Genomic DNA, 19047 nt, shown 5'->3' with positions numbered 1-19047 from the left:
GGTCCGCTCATAATTCGGACCTACGTTCTTGTCCGTGACGCGACATGAGGAGCAGGACGACGCGGGCAGACAGACCGGCCGGCGGTCGAGAGTGCTGAAGACCGCCGGCCTCACCCTGGCCGCCGCCTTGGTGGCGGGCATCGGGACGGCGGGCTGGGCGTACTGGCGCCTCAACGACAACATCAAGAGCGTCGACATCGACAACGCGCTCGGCGACAACCGCCCCGCGAAGGCGGTCACGACCCCGGCCCCGTCCGGCTCGGCGTCCGCCTCCCCGCTGCCCACCGGGGCGGTCAACATCCTGGTGCTGGGCTCGGACTCGCGCAGCGGCGCGGAGAACCAGGAGCTCGGCGGCGGCGACAGCTCGGGCGCCCGCTCCGACACGGCGATGGTCGTGCACATCGACGCGGGCCGCACGACGGCCACCGTCGTCAGCATCCCGCGCGACACCCTCGTCACCCGCCCCTCCTGCCCGCTGTCCGACGGCGGCTCGACGGCGGTGGCGTACGGCGCGATGTTCAACACCGCCTACTCGGTCGGCGGTCCGGTCTGCGCCGTCAAGACGGTCGAGTCGATCACCGACATCCGTATGGACCACTACGTCGAGGTCGACTTCTCGGGCTTCGCGAAGCTCGTGGACGCGCTCGGCGGGGTCACCGTCACCACCGACGAGGACATCGACGACGACGACAGCCACCTGCGCCTCGCGGCCGGCACCCACCACCTCGACGGCACGAAGGCGCTCGCCCTGGCCCGCACCCGGCACGGCATAGGCGACGGCAGCGACCTCGGCCGCATAGGCCTCCAGCAGAAGCTGGTGAAGGCCCTGCTGGAGCGGATCGCCTCGACCGACCTGCTGACCAGCCCCACCAAGCTGTACAACGTCGCCGACGCGGTCACCGGCAGCCTCACCACGGACACCGGCCTCGACTCCCTCGCCGAGCTGACGGAACTCGGCCAGAGCCTGAAGGGCCTGTCGGCCGCCACCCTCGAAACGGTGACCATGCCCGTGGTGGCGGCCCCCTCGGACCCCAACCGGGTGGTGGCCGAGGAGCCGGCGGCGAGCACGCTGTGGAAGTCGCTGAAATAAGTTCGGGTGAGGTGTCGATCCGGTCCGCTCCCGTTCGACGAAGGTGTGAGAGGCCGGGAAGGACCCGGCTCATCGGACCCGAGGAGTCACCATGCCCCGCTACCTGTCGCTCGTGAAGATCGACGAGGCCACCGCCCCCGCCGAGGGCCCCAGCCCCGAGCTGATGCAGCGGATGGGCGAGCTGATCGAGGAGATCACCAAGGCCGGCGTCATGCTCGACACCGCCGGGCTCACGCCGTCCGCGCAGGGCGCCCGCGTGCACTGGGAGGGCGGAAAGCTCTCCGTCACCGACGGGCCCTTCACCGAGTCCAAGGAGGTCGTCGGCGGCTACGCGCTCATGCAGTGCAAGGACATGGCCGAGGCCCTCGAGTGGACGAAGCGGTTCCTGAAGGTGCACGAGGAGCACTGGACGGTGACCTGCGAGGTGCGGGAGATCGCGGAGGGCTGAGGGTCACTCACACCTTCCCCGGCACGTGTCCTGGTGCGTTCCCCGGTGCGTTCCTTGGTCCGCGAGCGTGCCGGGGTGTTCGATGGTGGGCTGTGGAACAACAGCCCGCCCCCGGCCCCCGGCCCGCCCCGGATCCCCGGCCCGCCCAGGATCCCCGTACGCCTTCGGGGACCCGGCCCGCCTCGGACCCCCGGACCGCCATCGAGACCGTCTTCCGCATCGAGTCCCCCCGGGTCATCGCCGCCGTGGCCCGTGTCGTCCGGGACGTCGGCATCGCGGAGGAACTGGCGCAGGACGCCCTGGTCGCCGCGCTGGAGCAGTGGCCGCGCGACGGGGTGCCGGACAACCCCGGCGCCTGGCTCACCGCCGCCGCCCGGCACCGCGCCGTCGACCTGGTCCGCCGCCGGGAGACCTACGCCCGCAAGCTCCGCGAGATCGGCCGCGGCCTGGACACGACGGTCCCGCCGGAGGAGCCCGCCGACCCCGACGCCATCGACGACGACCTGCTCAGGCTCGTCTTCACCGCGTGCCATCCGGTGCTTTCCGCCGAGGCCCGCACCGCCCTCACCCTGCGCCTGCTCGGCGGCCTGAGCACGCCCGAGATCGCCCGCGCCTTCCTGGTCCCCGAGGCAACCGTCGCCCAGCGCATCGTCCGCGCCAAGAAGACCCTGGCCACCAGGAACATCGCCTTCGAGGTGCCGTACGGGCCCGACCGCGAGGCCCGTCTCGGCTCGGTCCTCGACGTCATCTACCTGATCTTCAACGAGGGGTACGCGGCCACCGCGGGCGACGACTGGCTGCGCCCGGCTCTGTGCGAGGACGCGCTGCGGCTGGCCCGGCAGCTGGCGGCCCTGATGCCGAAGGAGCCGGAGGTCCACGGCCTGGTCTCGCTGCTCGAGTTCCAGGCGTCCCGCACCGCGGCCCGCACCGCCCCCGACGGCAGGCCCGTCCTCCTCGAGGACCAGGACCGGCGCCGCTGGAACCGCATGCTCGTCGCCCGTGGCATCGCCGCCCTCGACCGGGCCGGCACCGCATCCCCCGCTCTCGACTCCGCTCGGGCAGGGGGAGCTCCCGGCCCGTACGTCCTCCAGGCCGCCGTGGCCGCCTGCCACGCCCATGCCCCCTCCTACGAGGACACCGACTGGAAGGCCATCGCCACCCTGTACGGCCTGCTGGCCGCCCGGGCCCCGTCCCCGATCGTCGAACTCAACCGCGCGGTCGCCGTGTCGAGGGCGGACGGCCCGGGACCCGCCCTGGAGATCGTCGACGGCCTCGTCGCCGAACCGGCCCTCCGTGACTACCACCTCCTGCCCAGCGTCCGCGGCGACCTGCTGCTGCGACTGGGCCGGGCGGCGGAGGCGAGTGCCGAGTTCGAACGCGCGGCGGAGCTGACGGGCAACGAGCGGGAGCGGGAACTGCTACTGGCCCGAGCGGCGGACTGCCGAGGACGAGCCGATCCTTGAACATCTGTTCACTCGTAAATCCGTTCTCTCCGTGCCCACTTGGGAAATACAGTGACCCAGCCGCTGTGAAACGGCTGTGCGGTCGGCCTGGGAGACCACCCATGGACGCCGACCCCGCCCGCACGCGGCACTTCTGACGTCATGTGACCCGGGGGGTCTACAACTTGAGATCGTTCACGCGCCGCCGTGCCGCGGCCCTCGCCACCGCGGCGGCGTTCGCCGCGGTGGGCGCCCTGGCCACCGCGCCGGGCGCCGCCGCCGACGACGCCGGGCCCTGGCCCGGCACCGAGGGCGCCATTCTCACCGACGGTGGGGTGCTGACCAACCCGGTCACCGGCAGGGTGGTGCAGGTCCCCAACGTGGGGAGCTACGCCACCTGGGCGCCGGACGGCAGCCGCATCGTCTCCGAGTGGAGCAGCGTCCGCCCCAACGGCTCCAACAAGATCGCCCTGCCCTCGGCGGTGGGCATGCGCAGCTCCGCCTCCTACGAGGACCTGACCTTCTGGTACGGCGGCCGCTTCGTCGTCTTCTCCACCGGCGGCCAGCTCGCCTACGGCCCCTCCGACGGTTCATGGGCGCCCGGCCCGCTGCTGTCGGCGAGCCTGGAACCGGCCGACGTCTGCGACACCGACCCGACCGTGAACCCCGACGGCCAGGTCGCGTTCGAGCGCAGCGTCAACTACGGCTGCTACGACAACGCCGGCGTCTTCGTCTACGACTCCGTCGCCAAGACCGTCAAGCGTGTCCTGACCGACGCCGGGCAGCCCGCCTACTCCCCGGACGGCACCAAGCTGGCCTTCGTGCGCAAGGTCGACGGCGCGCCGCAGATCTTCACGGCGAACGCCGACGGCACCGACGTCCGGCAGCGCACCACCGGCCCCCGGCAGTTCGCCAACCCGTCCTGGTCGCCCGCCGGCACCCGGATCGTCTTCGACGCCCACACCTCGCCGAACAGCGACGACGTGCACACCACCGAGTACGTCGACCTGGCGACCGGCGAGCTCACCAAGGTCGGGGACCGGGCGACGGGCAGCAACCCCAGCTGGCAGCCGCTGCGCAAGAACGGCATCGGCCGGGTCTGGGGCGGCGACGTCTACGCCACCAACATCGCCTCCTCCCGCTGGACCTGGAACACCATCGGCCAGAGCGAGCCGGGCCTGATGAACGCCAAGTCCGCGGTGCTCGTCAACCGGGACGACCCGGCGTACGCCGTCACCGCGCCCGCCCTGGCCGGCAAGAAGCAGGGCCCGGTACTGATGACTCCGAAGACCGGGCTGTCGGCGCCGGTGAAGCGGGAGCTGAAGCGGGCGGTGCGGCCGGGGTCGACCGTCTACCTCGTCGGCGGCACGGCCGTCCTCAACGGTCCGGTCGCCACCCAGTTGAAGACGCTCGGCTATGCCGTGAAGCGGCTGTCCGGCACGGACCGCTACGCGACCTCGGTGGCCGTGTCGAAGGCGATCTCCACCAGCCCCAAGTACGTGTTCCTGGCCGGCGGCTCCGAGTACCGGGCGGCCCTCTCGGCGGCCGCCGCGGCCGGCTCCGACGGCACGGCCGGCGCGGGCAGCGTCGTCCTCACCAACGGCAAGACGCTCACCGCGTCGGTGAAGGCGTACCTCAACAGCCTCAACCCGGACAAGACCATGATCATCCCGGTGGGTTCGGCGGCGAGGTACGCGCTGACCCACGCGAGCTACCCGCGGTGGCCGTCGACGTACTCGTACTACCCGATCTCGGGCGGCACGGACGCGGCCATCTCGGTGGCGATCGCGAAGTTCTGGTGGAGCGCGCCCGGCCAGACCGCCCTCGCCTACAGCGGCGCCTGGCGGGACGGGGTCTCCGCGGCGGCCGCGATGAACGTCTTCGGACCCGTTCTGTGGACGACTCGCCCCGCCCTGTCGAGCGAGGTCAACAGCTATCTGCTGCGCGAGTCGGCGAGCGTCAACTTCACGGCCGCCTTCGGCTCCACCGCCGGGGTCACGGGCACGGAGCTGAACACGGTGGGTTCCGCGATGAGCGCCGGTTTCTTCGACTACCGCCCGTACTACAACGGCGTCATCCCGCCGAGCGCGGGGCAGTCCGCCCTCGCGCTGGGCGGCGACGACGGGCGGCCCGCCGCCGGGGCTCCCGCCGCCACGGCGCAGCGGTCCGCCCCGGCCGGCGCCCAGCCGGACCTGGCATCGCTCAAGACAGTCCACCGGCAGTAGCGGCCGGCCCCGCGGGGGCGCCGACGAGCATCGTCGGCGCCCCCGCCACCCGGGTCAGGAAGACGGTCGCCGAGTGCGGCCCCCGATCCCTGGGAAGCACCTTCTTCCGCAGCTCCTCCGGCTCCACCGCCGACCCGCGCTTCTTCACGGTCAGGATCCCGACCTCCCGCTCCCGCAGCAGCGCCTTCAACTTCTTGACGTTGAAGGGGAGCCGGTCGGTGATCTCGTAGGCGGTGGCGTACGGGGTGGGGCGCAGGGCGTCGGCGGTGACGTAGGCGATGGTCTCGTCGATCAGCCCGCCGTCGAGCTCCCGGGCCACGTCGGCGACCAGATGCGCCCGGATGACGGCCCCGTCGGGCTCGTACAGATACCGCCCGACCGGCCGGACCTCCGGGTCGGGCAGCCCCCTGCCGACCAGCGTCCGCGGCCCCGGCAGCAGGGTCGCCCGGACGGACCCCGGCTCGGCGGTCCCGAACCACAGCACCGCCTCCTTCACATCCCCGCCGTCCGAGATCCACTCGGTCTCGGCCTCGGCGGGGATCGCCTCGTGCGGCACGCCCGGCGCGATCTTCAGGGCGGCGCGCGGGGCGGCGAGGGCGGCGCCGACCGCCCACGACAGCGGCGGCGAGTACGCCTCGGGATCGAAGATGCGCCCGCGGCCGCCTCTGCGCGCCGGATCGACGAACACGGCGTCGTAGCCGCCGGTGTCCACCTCGGTGACGTCCGCCTCCCGCACCTCGATCAGCCCGCTGAGCCCCAGCGCGTCGGCGTTCGCGCGCGCCGCCTCCGCCGTGGCCGGGTCCCGGTCCACGGCCAGCACCCGGATCCCGGCCCGTGCGAGCGCGATCGCGTCGCCGCCGATCCCGCAGCACAGGTCGGCGACGGAGGTCACGCCGAGCGCCTTCATCCGCTCGGCCCGGTGACCGGCGACACTCGCCCGCGTCGACTGCTCCACCCCGTTCGGCGTGAAGAACATCCGCTCCGCGTCCTCGGCCCCGAACTTCACCGCCGCCCGCTGCCGCAGTCCGGCCTGGCCGATGGCCGCGGACACCAACTCGGCGGGGTACTCGCGGCGCAGCCGGGTGGCGACGGCGAGTTCGTCGGCGGGAGCGGTGCCACGCACCGCGTCGAGGAGGGCACGGCCCTCGGGAGTGAGCAGCGGAGCGAGGACGTTCACCTCCTCATTGTCGGCCAACCGCACGCCTCGCCGGCCAGGGGGTCCTGTCGGCCGGGCGCGAGCCGCCCGCGGTCTCTGTGGGCCAGTCGGTGGACGGTGGGTGCCCGGCGGCGGTGTCGGGTCGGGTTCCGGGACGGTGACTGCGAGGATCCGGCGCCATGGGACCTGTCGTACAAGATGATGAGAAGCTCGGCTGTTCTCACATGCCGCGCCGACGCGGGCGTACGGGAATCCGGCGCGGCCGTGGACGTACGGGAATCCGGACCGCGATCGTCGGCCTCGCGCTGGCCACCATCGCCTCGGGCTGCGCGGGAGGCGGCGAGGGCGCCGGCCGCAGGACCGGCCCCGCGGCGGGCCAGCAACCCGAGAAGGCGGCACCCCCCGAGGCGCCGCCCGCCCGCGCCCTGCACTCGTACGCCGCCAGGCTCCGCGCCGCCCACCGGGTCCGGGTCGCCGCGGCGAGGCGCTGGGGCCTGAAGAAGGTCCCGCTGACACCCCCGGCGCCACCCGAACACAAGCCGGAGATCACCACCCGCAAGGGCTTCGAGGTCGACGACCACGAGGAACTCGGTCTCCCGCCGGTCTTCACCGCCGTCCCCACCAAGGACAGGGTCGTCTTCCTCACCATCGACGACGGCGCCGAGAAGGACCCGGCGTTCCCGCGCATGATGAGTGACCTGAACATCCCGTACACCGCCTTCCTCAGCGACTACCTGATCAAGGAGGACTACGGCTACTTCAAGAGGATGCAGGACCGGGGCGTGACCCTGAACAACCACACCCTCCACCACCCCTACCTGCCCGCCCTCTCCTACGCCCGCCAGAAACGCGAGATCTGCGGCATGCAGGAGGTGATCCGCGAGCGCTACGGGAAGCGCCCCGTCCTCTTCCGGCCGCCGTTCGGCAACTACGACCAGGACACCCTGCGTGCCGCCAAGACCTGCGGCGTGCGCTACGCCCCACTCTGGGACGAGGAGGTCTTCGTCGACCACTGGGAGTACCGCGAGTGGGACCGGGACCTCCACCCCGGCGACATCGTCCTGACCCACTTCCGCGGCCGCGGCGACTGGAAGGGCACGATGCCCGACATGGTCCGCCGGTTCCTGAACAAGGTCACGGCCAAGGGCTACGCGGTAGCCCGACTGGAGGACTACCTGTGAGGACACCACGAACGCCATGGACGACGCGGTCGACGCGGACGGAGCCGACGACGCGGACGGCACGGACGGAGCCGACGACGCGGACTGGACCGGTGACATGGCCGCGACCGGTGACATGGCCGGGACCGCCGACTCCTACCGGACCGGCGGCGCCTACCGGACCGGCGACGCGCAGACCGGCGGCGCGGACGGGACCGAAGGCGGGGACGGGACCGAAGGCGGGGACGGGGCCGGAGACGCGGACGGGACAGGAGGCAGGGGCGAGGCGGGGGCTGCCGGCCGCTCTCCTGATCCTGACGACCCTCACGGCGCTGGCGGTCCTGGCCGGCCTGACGGGCTGTGCCCAGTCCGTCGACCCCATCGAACGGCTGGGCAAGAAGGCCGCCGCCGGGGTCCGCCCGCACGGCCCGGCCCGGCAGCAGGCATACCGCCGCTGGGGCCTGACGGCCCCCCTGGCCCCCGCACCGGGCCGCCCCTCCCGCTCCCTGGCGGGCAGTCCCGGAGCGGCCTTCCCCCCGGTCGTCGACCACGTCCCGACCACCGACAGGGTCGTCTTCCTCACCTACGACGACCGCGCCGAACGCGACCCCCGATTCGTCGACATGGTCCGCGAACTGCGCCTCCCGGTGAGCATGTTCCTCACGGACAGCGTGGTGGGCCCGGGCTACGCCCACTTCGCCCGCCTCCAGTCCGTCGGCGCGAACATCCAGAACCACACCCTGGACCACCCCGCCCTGCGCGGCCTGCCGTACGCCGGCCAGCGCGCCGAGATCTGCGGCCAGCAGGACAAGCTCCGCTCCCGCTTCGGCCTGCGCCCCCGCCTCTTCCGCCCGCCCTACGGCGCCTACGACGCCACCACCCGACGCGCCGCCGCCGACTGCGGCATCGCGGCCATCGTCCTCTGGCGCGCCTCGATGGGCCCCACCGACCTCACCTACACCCACGGCCCCGAACACCTCCACCCCGGCGACGTCATCGCGGTAGCCCCGGACGAGTCCACGGGCCCGGGCCTGAGAGAGCGGACGACGCGACTACTGCGCCGGGTGCAGGAGCAGGGCCTGACGGTGGGCCGATTGGAGGACTACGTCTGAGGGCCGTTCGCGAGGGCGCCACCTCTGCGCCGGGCCAGGAAGACCAGCCCGTCCGGCGTTTGAGGACAAGGGCCCTTCAAGGGCGACAGCGGGGGCCCGGGGGCGGCAGCCGCCGGTGCGGACCCACCCCGAGACCGGCCGACAAGGACACCCACCCGAGCCGAAAACTTGGCCGACGCGCCGCACGCATTGGCACTCCGCTTGACCGAGTGCTAATCGCGGTCATAGTCTCGCTTCTGGCACTCCCCACTGGAGAGTGCCAATAGCGACGGGCAGGTCCGGCACCCGCGACGACGGATCCACCTGGTCGCCACCTCAGACAGTTAGCCCCGTGAGATCTCCGAAGGGGGAGGTCGGATCGTGACGACCACCAGCTCCAAGGTTGCCATCAAGCCGCTCGAGGACCGCATTGTGGTCCAGCCGCTCGACGCCGAGCAGACCACCGCCTCTGGCCTGGTCATCCCGGACACCGCGAAGGAGAAGCCCCAGGAGGGCGCCGTCCTCGCGGTGGGCCCGGGTCGCTTCGAGAACGGCGAGCGCCTGCCGCTCGACGTCAAGGTCGGCGACGTCGTCCTGTACAGCAAGTACGGCGGCACCGAGGTGAAGTACAACGGCGAGGAGTACCTCGTCCTCTCGGCTCGCGACGTGCTCGCGATCATCGAGAAGTAATTCACCCAGTTTTGCAGTGAACTGCGCTCCTGGCCCCGCGTCTTTGTGAAGCCGGGAGCTGGGGGCGCAGTTCGTTTCTCCCACGTTTTCCGAGAGGGCTGAACCGCTCCCATGGCGAAGATCCTGAAGTTCGACGAGGACGCCCGTCGCGCCCTCGAGCGCGGCGTCAACAAGCTTGCCGACACGGTCAAGGTGACGATCGGCCCCAAGGGCCGCAACGTCGTCATCGACAAGAAGTTCGGCGCCCCCACCATCACCAACGACGGTGTCACGATCGCCCGTGAGGTCGAGCTCGACGACCCGTACGAGAACCTCGGCGCGCAGCTGGTGAAGGAGGTGGCGACCAAGACCAACGACATCGCGGGCGACGGTACGACCACCGCCACCGTGCTCGCGCAGGCCCTGGTCCGCGAGGGCCTGAGGAACGTCGCCGCGGGTGCCTCCCCGGCCGCCCTGAAGAAGGGCATCGACGCCGCGGTCAAGGCGGTCTCCGAGGAGCTCCTCGCCACCGCGCGTCCGATCGACGAGAAGTCCGACATCGCGGCCGTCGCCGGTCTGTCCGCCCAGGACAGCCAGGTCGGCGAGCTCATCGCCGAGGCGATGGACAAGGTCGGCAAGGACGGTGTCATCACCGTCGAGGAGTCCAACACCTTCGGTCTGGAGCTGGACTTCACCGAGGGCATGGCCTTCGACAAGGGTTACCTGTCGCCGTACTTCGTGACGGACCAGGAGCGCATGGAGGCCGTCCTCGAGGACCCCTACATCCTCATCAACCAGGGCAAGATCTCCTCCATCGCCGACCTGCTGCCGCTGCTGGAGAAGGTCATCCAGACCAACTCCTCCCGGCCGCTGCTGATCATCGCCGAGGACGTCGAGGGCGAGGCCCTGTCGACCCTGGTCGTGAACAAGATCCGCGGCACCTTCAACGCGGTCGCCGTCAAGGCCCCGGGCTTCGGTGACCGCCGCAAGGCGATGCTGCAGGACCTGGCCGTCCTGACCGGCGCCACCGTCATCTCCGAGGAGGTCGGCCTCAAGCTCGACCAGGTCGGCGTCGACGTGCTCGGCTCCGCCCGCCGTGTCACCGTCACCAAGGACGACACCACGGTCGTCGACGGCGCCGGCGACTCCTCCGAGGTTCAGGGCCGCGTCGGCCAGATCAAGGCCGAGATCGAGAACACCGACTCCGACTGGGACCGCGAGAAGCTCCAGGAGCGCCTCGCGAAGCTGGCCGGCGGCGTGTGCGTGATCAAGGTCGGCGCCGCCACCGAGGTGGAGCTGAAGGAGAAGAAGCACCGTCTGGAGGACGCCATCTCCGCGACCCGCGCCGCGGTCGAGGAGGGCATCGTCTCCGGTGGTGGCTCCGCTCTGGTCCACGCCGCCAAGGTGCTGGAGGGCGGCCTGGGCAAGACCGGCGACGAGGCCACCGGTGTCGCCGTCGTCCGCCGCGCCGTCGTCGAGCCGCTGCGCTGGATCGCCGAGAACGCGGGCCTCGAGGGCTACGTCATCACCTCCAAGGTCGCCGAGCTCGACAAGGGCCAGGGCTTCAACGCCGCGACCGGCGAGTACGGCGACCTGGTCAAGGCCGGCGTCATCGACCCGGTCAAGGTCACCCGCTCCGCCCTGGAGAACGCCGCCTCGATCGCCTCCCTCCTCCTGACGACCGAGACCCTGGTCGTCGAGAAGAAGGAAGAGGAAGAGCCGGCCGCCGCGGGCCACGGCCACGGCCACTCGCACTGACGTAACACGTCGGTACGCACGGCAGTACCGAGGCCCGGCACCCCTACAAGCAAGGGGCGCCGGGCCTCGGCGGTCGCGGTCCCCGTGACGCTCGGCCCGTGACGGTCGACCGTCCGCCGAGACGCGGCGTGCTCGAAGAAGACCCCCGTTCCGTGGTGGAACGGGGGTCTTCTCCCTTCGCGGGCGGTCTTTTTCGGACCCGGAGTCAGCTCTCCAGCGCGTCCAGCGCTCCCAGCTGCCCCATCAGCCCCAGCCGGTCGTACTGCCACCAGGCCTCGACGATCTTCCCGTCCTCCCTGCAGCGGAAGACGGTCGTCCCCGTCATGGAGACCTGCTTCCCGGTGGCCGGGATGCCCATGAAGTCGCCCTTGTGCGTGCCGCTCCAGGTCCATCGGTTGCACACACGGTCGCCCTGCTCGATCTGGTCGTCGAGGGAGAAGGCGAAGTCGAAGCCGCTCCGCCACATCTCGATCTCCCGGCGCATCGCGTCCATCCCCATGGTGTCCTGCTCGTTGGAGGGATCGTGGTCGTGATACTCCTCGGCCATCAGACCGTCCAGGGGCGGCAGCTCGCCCCGGGTGCCGATCGTCTCGAAGAACCGCCGCGCCGTCCCGGCGTACAACTGCTCGTCCCGTACGACGTCGAGATCCGTGAAGGTCGGCATCTCGTCGCACAGGGCCACCAGCTCCCGGAAGACCTTGTCGGTCTCCGGCAGGTTCGAGTTCCGCATCGCCTCCTCGTACGACGGGAACTCCACGATCTCAATGAAGTGCGACGCGTCGGAGCGGTCCTTGCCGACCACGGCGTGCGTCGCGGTCCGCTTGCCCCTGGTCTGTTCGACCCATGTGTCCATCAGCCGGTCCATCTCGTCGAACCGGCTGGTCCTGCAGTCGATGAGCTGTACGAACGTCATGAAGCAGCCTCCGGCCCCCCTGGGTCCGGTCCTCGTCACACCCATTTTCCCACCGGAGCGCCGACGTCACCCGTCCACCGCGGAGGCCGTTACCGCGGCCCGTACTTCCGGCCGGTCTTCGAGCTGATCCCGCCCAGCAGCGAGCGGGGCGTCACCTTCACCAAACCCATCAGCGCCTTGTAACGCGGGTCGGGGATCGACAGCGACTTCCCGCGCGCCAGGTCGTGCAGTGCCGCCGCGACCAGCTTGTCCGCGTCCAGCCACATCCAGCCCGGGATGTTGTCCGTGCCCATCCCGGCCCGCTGGTGGAACTCCGTGCGCACGAACCCCGGGCACAGCGCCATCAGCCGCACCCCGCTGCCCGCCAGGTCCTTCGCCGCGCCCTGCGTGAACTGCACGACCCACGCCTTGGACGCCCCGTACGTCCCGCGTGGCACGAAAGCCGCCACCGAGGCCACGTTGACGACACCCCCGCGCCCGCGCTCCCGCATCACCGTCGTCGCCGCGGAGGTCAGCCGCAGCACCGCCTCGCAGTGCACCTTGAGCATCTTCAGCTCGTCGGCCATGGACACGTCGAGGTAGCGGCCCTTGTTGCCGAAGCCGGCGTTGTTGATCAGCAGGTCGACGGGGTTCTTGCGGTCCCCGAGCCGGGCGGCCACCGCCTCGATCCCCGCGTCCGTGGCGAGGTCGGCGGTCAGCACCTCCGCCTCGATGCCGTGCCGGTCGTGCAGCTCGGTCGCCTGTTCGTGCAGCCGCTTGGTGTCCCGTGCCACGAGGACGAGATCATGCCCGTCCGCCGCCAGTCTGCGCGCGAACGCGGCGCCGATGCCCGCGGTCGAACCCGTAATCAGAGCCGTTGTCATGGCGCAAGGTTAGTGACCCGGAGTGCGGGCGTCCGTTCTCTGCACCCGGCCTCCCGAAGGTGAAGGCCTCGTGCGCATGCCCACGCACTCCCTCGCGCACGCCCCCTCCCGTGACACCACCTCAGCCCCCTTGGTTCTCCCTCTACTCCTCTCTCTGGCTCTCTCTCCACTTCCTCCCCTGCTTCACCCCTGAGTCGTCCCCGTACTCGTCCCGGTACCTGTCCCGTAGGTGTCCCCGTACTTCTCCATGTACTTCCGGGCTGCCGCCAGGCTCTCCGGGTGCAGGGCCTCGCCCGCCGCGAGCAGCCGGGGCAGCAGTTCCCGGTTCGTGGTGACGGCCCGGAACTGCATCCGCGCCGTCACCTCGTGCTCCGGCAGGTGGACGATCCTCACCGGATCCCCCGCGCGGACCTCACCCGGCGCGATCACCCGCAGATACGCGCCCGTGGCGGCCTTCTCGGTGAACCGCCGCACCCACCGCTTCTCGCCCAGGTGCCCCTGGAAGGTGAGGCACGGTATCCGCCCGGAGGTCACCTCCAGCACCACGTCCGGCCCGATCCGCCAGCGCTCGCCGATCCGCGCGCCGGAGACGTCGAGTCCCGTGGTGGTGAGGTTCTCGCCGAACGCGCCGTTGGTCAGCGTGCGCCCCAGTTCGCGCTCCCAGTCATCGAGGTCCTCGCGCGCGACGGCGTACACCGCCTGGTCGTCGCCGCCGTGGTGGCGCAGATCGCACACCGCGTCACCGGCCAGCCCGCTCGCCCCGACCCCTTTGGGACCGGGCGCCGCGATCCGCACGGGCCCCTCGACCGGCCGCTTGTCGATCCCGGTCAGTCCCTGCGACTGGTCGGTGTACGACACGGCCTTCGCGCGGCCCAGATTGACAGACAGAAGCCTCATAGCGGCACGGTACGAGACCTGAGGTCAAAGTGTCGACGCATTATTCGTCCGGACACCCAAGGCTCGCTTATGCTCGGGGGGTGATCGAGGCCCGTCATCTCCGCGTACTGCGCGCCGTGGCCGCCACCGGCTCCTTCTCGGCGGCGGGGCGCGAACTGGGCTGCACCCAGCCGGCCGTCAGCCAGCAGATGAAGGCCCTGGAGACGTCCGTCGGCACGCCCCTGCTGATCCGCAGCGGACGGGCGATGCGTCTGACCCAGGCGGGCGAGGCCCTCGTCCGGCACGCGGCCGGCATCCTGTCCGGACTGACCGCCGCCGAGGAGGAGGTCGCCGCCATCGCGGGGCTGCGCGCCGGCCGGGTCCGCCTGGTGTCCTTCCCGAGCGGCAGCTCCACTCTCGTCCCCACCGCCCTCGCCGCCCTGCGCGCGGCCCACCCCGGCACCCGGGTCTCCCTGGAGGAGGCCGAGCCGCCGCGGTCGGTCGAGCTGCTCCGCGAGGGCGACTGCGACATCGCCCTCGCCTTCCGCTACGAACGCGCGACGGGGACCGGCGACGCCGAGCAGGCCGGCGAAGGCGAATGGGACGACCTGGTCGTACGACCGCTGCTGACGGACCGGCTCGTCGCCCTCGTGCCCGAACGGCACCGCCTGGCGCGCACCGGACCCTCGGGGTCGGTCGCCATCGGTGACCTCGCCGCCGAACCGTGGATCGCCGGCTGCCCGCGCTGCCGCGGCCAGTTGGTCCAGGTGTGCGAGAGAGCGGGCTTCACGCCCCGCATCGACTTCGCGACCGACGACTATCCGGCGGTGGTCGGTCTGGTGGGCGCCGGTCTGGGCGTCGCCGTTCTGCCCCAGCTCGCGATCGAGTCCGTACGGCCGCGTGGCGCCCGCGCGGTGACCCTGGAACCGGCGGTGCGGCGGGAGATCGTCGCGCTCACCCTGCCCGATCTGGCCCAGGTGCCGGCGGTGTCGGCCACGCTGGAGCAGCTGGAACGGGCAGCGGCGCGCGCCGGCTGACCGCGACCGTGGGCGAACGACCGAAGGCAGGCAGCCGAAGACGAGCCGCCGGAACGGACGAGCCGCCGGAACGGACGAGCTGCCGAAACGGGGGAGCCGCCGAAACGGGGGAGCCGCCGAAAACGGGCGAGCAGCCGAAAGCGGCGGGCACACGCGTGTGCCCGCCGCTTTCGGGATTCCTGCCCACGGAGTGTCGAAGAAACGTTCCTTCATGTGTTCGACGAGGCGTCTCTCGCGCCCGGCGACGCCGATACCAGGCGGTTGCGCGCCCGGCCCATGAGCTCTTCGCGCTCGTCCTCGGTCAACCCGCCCCACACGCCGTACGGCTCACGTACCGCCAACGCGTGCGCAGCGCACTGCGCACGGACCGGGCACCTCATGCAGACCTCCTTGGCCGAGTTCTCTCGAGCGCTCCGAGCCGCCCCGCGTTCACCCTCCGGATGGAAGAAGAGCGAACTGTCCACTCCGCGGCAGGCAGCCAGGAGCTGCCAGTCCCACAGGTCCGCGTTCGGTCCGGGAAGGCGGGAGAAATCTGCCATTACGTGACCCCTTGCAGCCGTTCAGAGCGGATACGGTGCCCACGACCGTACAACTACGATCTAAGGAGATGAAAATATGACTCATTGCGAATCTAGCCTCAGACACCAGCAAAAGGGAAGAAATAGGGCCGTATGGGGCATCGCTTGTGATGAAAGCTTGAGGGTCCGTGTGGTTGCCTCCTCTGTATCCGCCCCCTCACGTAGAGTGCCGAAGAATGCATGCGGCCCCGTAACTCTTTCGAGTGACCGTCGTTGAGAGTGCGGTGGCGGTTGAAAACACAAACGCTCGGGCAGGCGTCCGAGACGGTCGACCGCACAGGTGACGATTTGTAACAGCCTGGAGGCACAAGGTGACGCGCATCAGCTGCGGAGGGCGGCCATGACTTCCGTCCTCGTCTGCGACGACTCCCCGCTTGCCCGAGAGGCGCTCCGCCGCGCGGTCGCGACCGTGCCCGGCGTCGAGCGCGTGACGACGGCGGCCAACGGCGAGGAAGTCCTCCGCCGCTGGGGTGCCGACCGCTCGGACCTGATTCTGATGGATGTACGCATGCCCGGACTGGGCGGCGTCGAGACCGTACGGCGGCTGCTGTCCGCCGATCCCGGGGCCCGCATCATCATGCTGACCGTCGCCGAGGACCTCGACGGCGTCGCTCTCGCGGTGGCCGCCGGCGCCCGGGGATACCTGCACAAGGACGCCTCGCGCGCGGAGTTGCGTGCGACCGTCACCCAGGCCCTCGCCGACCCGACCTGGCGGCTCGCCCCGCGCCGGCTGCGCTCGGCCGAGATGGGCGCGGCGCCCACCCTCACCGCGCGTGAGATCCAGGTCCTGGAGGGCATGAGTCACGGCCGCTCCAACGCGGAGATCGGCCGCGAGCTGTTCCTCTCCGAGGACACCGTCAAGACGCACGCCCGACGGCTGTTCAAGAAGCTCGGCGCCTCGGACCGCGCGCACGCCGTGGCGCTCGGTTTCCGGTGGGGACTGGTCCGTTAGGAGCCGTCCCCGGCCGCCCGTCCCCGCCTGCCGGTTCCCGCGGTCCAGGACCCGGTCCGAAGGGGGACGGGTGCTGGACCGTCCGGCGGATCCGACCGGGCTCGGGTGACATCCGTCATTCACTGAGGGGAGCGGGGTCTTGAGCGAACCTCCCTGCTCAGACGCGGTCCGGAGACCCGGCGAGGACCTCTCCCGGCGCACGGCGGGCGGCAGTGGCGCAGGCTCTCGCTGGTTGCCCGCTGCTCGTTTCGCCGCGGATGCCGCATCCTTGAGGTGTGGAGTTCCTCGGGGACGAGTCGGTCGAGCGGGAGGGGAGGGCGCAGGGGATGAGTTCCGGCGCACCTGCTCATAACGCTTCGGTGCACAACGACGGGCACGGTGCCGCGGCCGGTCCGGCCGCAGTGCACCATGGACCGATGCGCGATGACGAGGCGGTCACTGCCGTGGGGACGATCGGAGCACTCGTCCATCGCGCCGTGGACGGGGACGAGCAGGCCACCCACGACCTGCTGGCCCATGTCCATCCCCTGGCGCTGCGCTACTGCCGCACCCGGCTGTCCCGGCTGCCCGGCGACGCGCGCCACTTCGTCGAGGACCTCGCCCAGGAGGTCTGTGTCGCGGTCCTCCTCGCCCTGCCCCGCTACCGGGACACCGGCAGGCCCTTCGAGGCCTTCGTCTTCGCCATCGCCGCGCACAAGGTCGCCGACCTCCAGCGCGCCGCGATGCGGCACCCGGGCTCGACGGCGGTCCCCTCCGACGAGATGCCCGAACGGCCCGACGACTCGCTCGGCCCCGAAGAGCGCGCCCTCCTCAGCAGCGATGCCGAATGGGCGAAGAAGCTCATGGCCAACCTGCCCGAGAACCAGCGGGAACTGCTCCTGCTGCGCATCGCGGTGGGCCTCACCGCCGAGGAGACCGGCCAGATGTTGGGAATGTCACCCGGGGCGGTCCGAGTGGCTCAGCATCGGGCCCTGAGCAGGCTGCGGGCGCTCGCCGAGCAGTAGCCGTCCCATCGGCACGGGCGTCGGTGAACAGGGTGCCGATCGTTTCCGTACGAACATACGAAGCCCGGAGTCACGCTCGACCGTGGAATTCGGGAGGTGCGCTTCCCGTTAGCATGGACATCCGCACCGATCAAGGCCATTTGGGGAAGGTGTCATGACTGCCAACGTCGACGGAGTGCCCGGAAAATTCGCGACCCTCGGGCTCACCTACGACGACGTGCTGCTGCTGCCGGGCGCATCCGAGGTGCTCCCCAACGCGGTCGACACCTCGTCCCGCATCTCTCGAAATGTCCGTGTCAACATCCCGCTGCTCTCGGCGGCGATGGACAAGGTCACCGAGTCCCGCATGGCGATCGCGATGGCCCGCCAGGGCGGCGTCGGCGTACTGCACCGCAACCTCTCCATCGAGGACCAGGTCAACCAGGTCGACCTGGTGAAGCGCTCCGAGTCCGGCATGGTCACCGATCCGATCACGGTGCATCCGGACGCGACGCTGGCCGAGGCCGACGCCCTGTGCGCCAAGTTCCGCATCAGCGGCGTCCCGGTCACCGACGGCAACAAGAAGCTGCTCGGCATCGTCACCAACCGCGACATGGCCTTCGAGTCCGACCGCACCCGTCAGGTGCGCGAGGTCATGACGCCGATGCCGCTGGTCACCGGTCACGTCGGCATCTCCGGCACGGACGCCATGGAGCTGCTGCGCCGCCACAAGATCGAGAAGCTTCCCCTGGTCGACGAGGCGGGCGTCCTCAAGGGCCTCATCACGGTCAAGGACTTCGTCAAGGCCGAGCAGTACCCCCGGGCCGCCAAGGACGCCGAGGGCCGGCTGCTCGTCGGCGCCGCCGTCGGCGCCAGCCCCGAGGCCCTGGAGCGGGCCCAGGCGCTCGCCGAAGCCGGTGTGGACTTCCTGGTCGTCGACACCTCGCACGGCCACAACAGCAACGCCCTCAGCTGGATGTCGAAGATCAAGTCCAGCGTCCGCGTCGACGTGATCGGCGGCAACGTCGCCACCCGTGACGGCGCCCAGGCGCTGATCGACGCCGGTGTCGACGGCATCAAGGTCGGTGTCGGACCCGGCTCGATCTGTACCACCCGCGTGGTCGCCGGCATCGGCGTCCCGCAGGTCACCGCCATCTACGAGGCCTCTCTCGCCGCCCGCCCGGCGGGCATCCCGCTGATCGGCGACGGCGGCCTGCAGTACTCCGGCGACATCGGCAAGGCGCTCGCCGCCGGCGCCGACACAGTGATGCTGGGCAGCCTCCTCGCGGGCTGCGAGGAGTCGCCGGGCGAGCTGCAGTTCATCAACGGCAAGCAGTTCAAGTCGTACCGCGGCATGGGCTCGCTGGGCGCCATGCAGTCCCGCGGCCAGGCCAAGTCGTACTCCAAGGACCGCTACTTCCAGGCCGAGGTCGGAGCCGACGACAAGCTCGTACCCGAGGGCATCGAGGGCCAGGTGCCCTACCGCGGCCCGCTGGGCAACGTGCTGCACCAGCTCGTCGGCGGTCTGCGCCAGACCATGGGTTACGTCGGCGCCGCCACCATCGAGGAGATGGAGTCCAAGGGCCGCTTCGTCCGGATCACCTCCGCGGGCCTCAAGGAGAGCCACCCGCACGACATCCAGATGACGGTCGAGGCTCCGAACTACAGCAACAAGTGACGTGTACGCGCGCGTGAGGCGCGCGTCAGGCGTCGGCAAGGGCGGCCCCGGAGACTCCGGGGCCGCCCTTGCCGTACCCGTCGGCGATACTGGAAGACGCTGCAACGCATCAGGGAAAGGCCACACAC

General features: G+C 71.0%; 17 protein-coding genes. 12 read left to right on the top strand and 5 right to left on the bottom strand.

The window, feature by feature from the left end; translation table 11 throughout:
• Window positions 1-34 precede the first annotated feature (34 nt).
• The 4 genes from ACIPFH_RS11190 (at window position 35) to ACIPFH_RS11175 (ending at window position 5205) form a co-directional block, all read left to right on the top strand.
• Window positions 35-1090 carry an LCP family protein gene (locus ACIPFH_RS11190; protein WP_401825026.1) on the top strand — a complete coding sequence of 352 codons (1056 nt, stop codon included), beginning with the start codon at window positions 35-37 and terminating at the stop codon, window positions 1088-1090.
• Window positions 1091-1181: 91 nt separating this feature from the next.
• Entirely contained in the window at window positions 1182-1538 is a 357-nt protein-coding gene (locus ACIPFH_RS11185; protein WP_356249966.1) for a YciI family protein, read from the top strand.
• A gap of 92 nt (window positions 1539-1630) precedes the next feature.
• Complete coding sequence (locus ACIPFH_RS11180; RefSeq protein WP_401825024.1) at window positions 1631-3001, top strand: RNA polymerase sigma factor; 1371 nt, start codon at window positions 1631-1633, stop codon at window positions 2999-3001.
• A gap of 164 nt (window positions 3002-3165) precedes the next feature.
• Window positions 3166-5205, top strand: coding sequence for a cell wall-binding repeat-containing protein (locus tag ACIPFH_RS11175; RefSeq protein ID WP_401825022.1), 2040 nt, complete (start codon window positions 3166-3168; stop codon window positions 5203-5205).
• Here ACIPFH_RS11175 and ACIPFH_RS11170 read toward each other — a convergent pair.
• Entirely contained in the window at window positions 5183-6382 is a 1200-nt protein-coding gene (locus ACIPFH_RS11170; protein WP_401825020.1) for a methyltransferase domain-containing protein, read from the bottom strand. The genes ACIPFH_RS11175 and ACIPFH_RS11170 overlap by 23 nt on opposite strands.
• 203 nt (window positions 6383-6585) lie before the next feature.
• Here ACIPFH_RS11170 and ACIPFH_RS11165 point away from each other — a divergent pair, with 203 nt between their 5' ends.
• From ACIPFH_RS11165 to groL, 4 genes are all read left to right on the top strand, one after another.
• Window positions 6586-7542: a polysaccharide deacetylase family protein gene (locus tag ACIPFH_RS11165; protein ID WP_401825018.1), complete on the top strand. Its 957-nt coding sequence runs from the start codon at window positions 6586-6588 to the stop codon at window positions 7540-7542.
• 272 nt (window positions 7543-7814) lie between these two features.
• Window positions 7815-8633, top strand: a complete 819-nt coding sequence (locus tag ACIPFH_RS11160; protein WP_401825164.1) for a polysaccharide deacetylase family protein — start codon at window positions 7815-7817, stop codon at window positions 8631-8633.
• A gap of 360 nt (window positions 8634-8993) precedes the next feature.
• A complete protein-coding gene (gene groES, locus ACIPFH_RS11155; RefSeq protein ID WP_020132158.1) occupies window positions 8994-9302 on the top strand; it encodes a co-chaperone GroES in 309 nt (102 codons plus the stop codon).
• 111 nt (window positions 9303-9413) lie between these two features.
• Window positions 9414-11039 carry a chaperonin GroEL gene (gene groL / locus ACIPFH_RS11150; RefSeq protein WP_401825016.1) on the top strand — a complete coding sequence of 542 codons (1626 nt, stop codon included), beginning with the start codon at window positions 9414-9416 and terminating at the stop codon, window positions 11037-11039.
• 205 nt (window positions 11040-11244) lie between these two features.
• Here the strand turns inward: groL and ACIPFH_RS11145 are convergent, their stop codons facing one another.
• From ACIPFH_RS11145 to ACIPFH_RS11135, 3 genes are all read right to left on the bottom strand, one after another.
• Window positions 11245-11952 carry an ester cyclase gene (locus ACIPFH_RS11145; protein ID WP_401825014.1) on the bottom strand — a complete coding sequence of 236 codons (708 nt, stop codon included), beginning with the start codon at window positions 11950-11952 and terminating at the stop codon, window positions 11245-11247.
• Between the two features lie 89 nt (window positions 11953-12041).
• A complete protein-coding gene (locus ACIPFH_RS11140; protein ID WP_401825012.1) occupies window positions 12042-12815 on the bottom strand; it encodes an SDR family NAD(P)-dependent oxidoreductase in 774 nt (257 codons plus the stop codon).
• Between the two features lie 183 nt (window positions 12816-12998).
• Window positions 12999-13712, bottom strand: coding sequence for an MOSC domain-containing protein (locus ACIPFH_RS11135; RefSeq protein ID WP_401825011.1), 714 nt, complete (start codon window positions 13710-13712; stop codon window positions 12999-13001).
• Between the two features lie 80 nt (window positions 13713-13792).
• On the opposite strand from ACIPFH_RS11135, the gene ACIPFH_RS11130 reads away from it, so the two are divergent.
• Window positions 13793-14728: a LysR family transcriptional regulator gene (locus tag ACIPFH_RS11130; protein WP_356258235.1), complete on the top strand. Its 936-nt coding sequence runs from the start codon at window positions 13793-13795 to the stop codon at window positions 14726-14728.
• Between the two features lie 209 nt (window positions 14729-14937).
• Here ACIPFH_RS11130 and ACIPFH_RS11125 read toward each other — a convergent pair whose 3' ends face one another.
• Complete coding sequence (locus tag ACIPFH_RS11125; RefSeq protein ID WP_355705315.1) at window positions 14938-15267, bottom strand: WhiB family transcriptional regulator; 330 nt, start codon at window positions 15265-15267, stop codon at window positions 14938-14940.
• A 379-nt stretch (window positions 15268-15646) separates the two neighbouring features.
• Between ACIPFH_RS11125 and ACIPFH_RS11120 the strand changes: the two genes are divergently transcribed.
• The 3 genes from ACIPFH_RS11120 (at window position 15647) to guaB (ending at window position 18919) form a co-directional block, all read left to right on the top strand.
• A complete protein-coding gene (locus ACIPFH_RS11120) occupies window positions 15647-16258 on the top strand; it encodes a response regulator transcription factor (RefSeq protein ID WP_003948568.1) in 612 nt (203 codons plus the stop codon).
• Between the two features lie 416 nt (window positions 16259-16674).
• On the top strand, window positions 16675-17262 hold the full coding sequence (locus ACIPFH_RS11115; RefSeq protein WP_057584634.1) for a sigma-70 family RNA polymerase sigma factor: 588 nt from the start codon (window positions 16675-16677) through the stop codon (window positions 17260-17262).
• A 154-nt stretch (window positions 17263-17416) separates the two neighbouring features.
• Window positions 17417-18919: an IMP dehydrogenase gene (gene guaB / locus ACIPFH_RS11110; RefSeq protein WP_401825008.1), complete on the top strand. Its 1503-nt coding sequence runs from the start codon at window positions 17417-17419 to the stop codon at window positions 18917-18919.
• Window positions 18920-19047: the final 128 nt, after the last annotated feature.

This window comes from Streptomyces sp. NPDC088157, from assembly GCF_044741545.1.
GTDB lineage: Bacteria > Actinomycetota > Actinomycetes > Streptomycetales > Streptomycetaceae > Streptomyces.
This window is presented reverse-complemented; position numbering and strand designations above follow the sequence as displayed.

Bases quoted from the DNA above. Each gene is read 5' to 3' on its own strand.
- ACIPFH_RS11185 (WP_356249966.1), top strand. From the start codon at position 1,182: ATGCCCCGCTACCTGTCGCTCGTGAAGATCGACGAGGCCACCGCCCCC.
- ACIPFH_RS11165 (WP_401825018.1), top strand. From the start codon at position 6,586: ATGCCGCGCCGACGCGGGCGTACGGGAATCCGGCGCGGCCGTGGACGT.
- groL (WP_401825016.1), top strand. From the start codon at position 9,414: ATGGCGAAGATCCTGAAGTTCGACGAGGACGCCCGTCGCGCCCTCGAG.
- ACIPFH_RS11145 (WP_401825014.1), bottom strand. From the start codon at position 11,952: ATGACGTTCGTACAGCTCATCGACTGCAGGACCAGCCGGTTCGACGAG.
- ACIPFH_RS11140 (WP_401825012.1), bottom strand. From the start codon at position 12,815: ATGACAACGGCTCTGATTACGGGTTCGACCGCGGGCATCGGCGCCGCG.
- ACIPFH_RS11135 (WP_401825011.1), bottom strand. From the start codon at position 13,712: ATGAGGCTTCTGTCTGTCAATCTGGGCCGCGCGAAGGCCGTGTCGTAC.
- ACIPFH_RS11125 (WP_355705315.1), bottom strand. From the start codon at position 15,267: ATGGCAGATTTCTCCCGCCTTCCCGGACCGAACGCGGACCTGTGGGAC.
- ACIPFH_RS11120 (WP_003948568.1), top strand. From the start codon at position 15,647: ATGACTTCCGTCCTCGTCTGCGACGACTCCCCGCTTGCCCGAGAGGCG.
- ACIPFH_RS11115 (WP_057584634.1), top strand. From the start codon at position 16,675: ATGCGCGATGACGAGGCGGTCACTGCCGTGGGGACGATCGGAGCACTC.
- guaB (WP_401825008.1), top strand. From the start codon at position 17,417: ATGACTGCCAACGTCGACGGAGTGCCCGGAAAATTCGCGACCCTCGGG.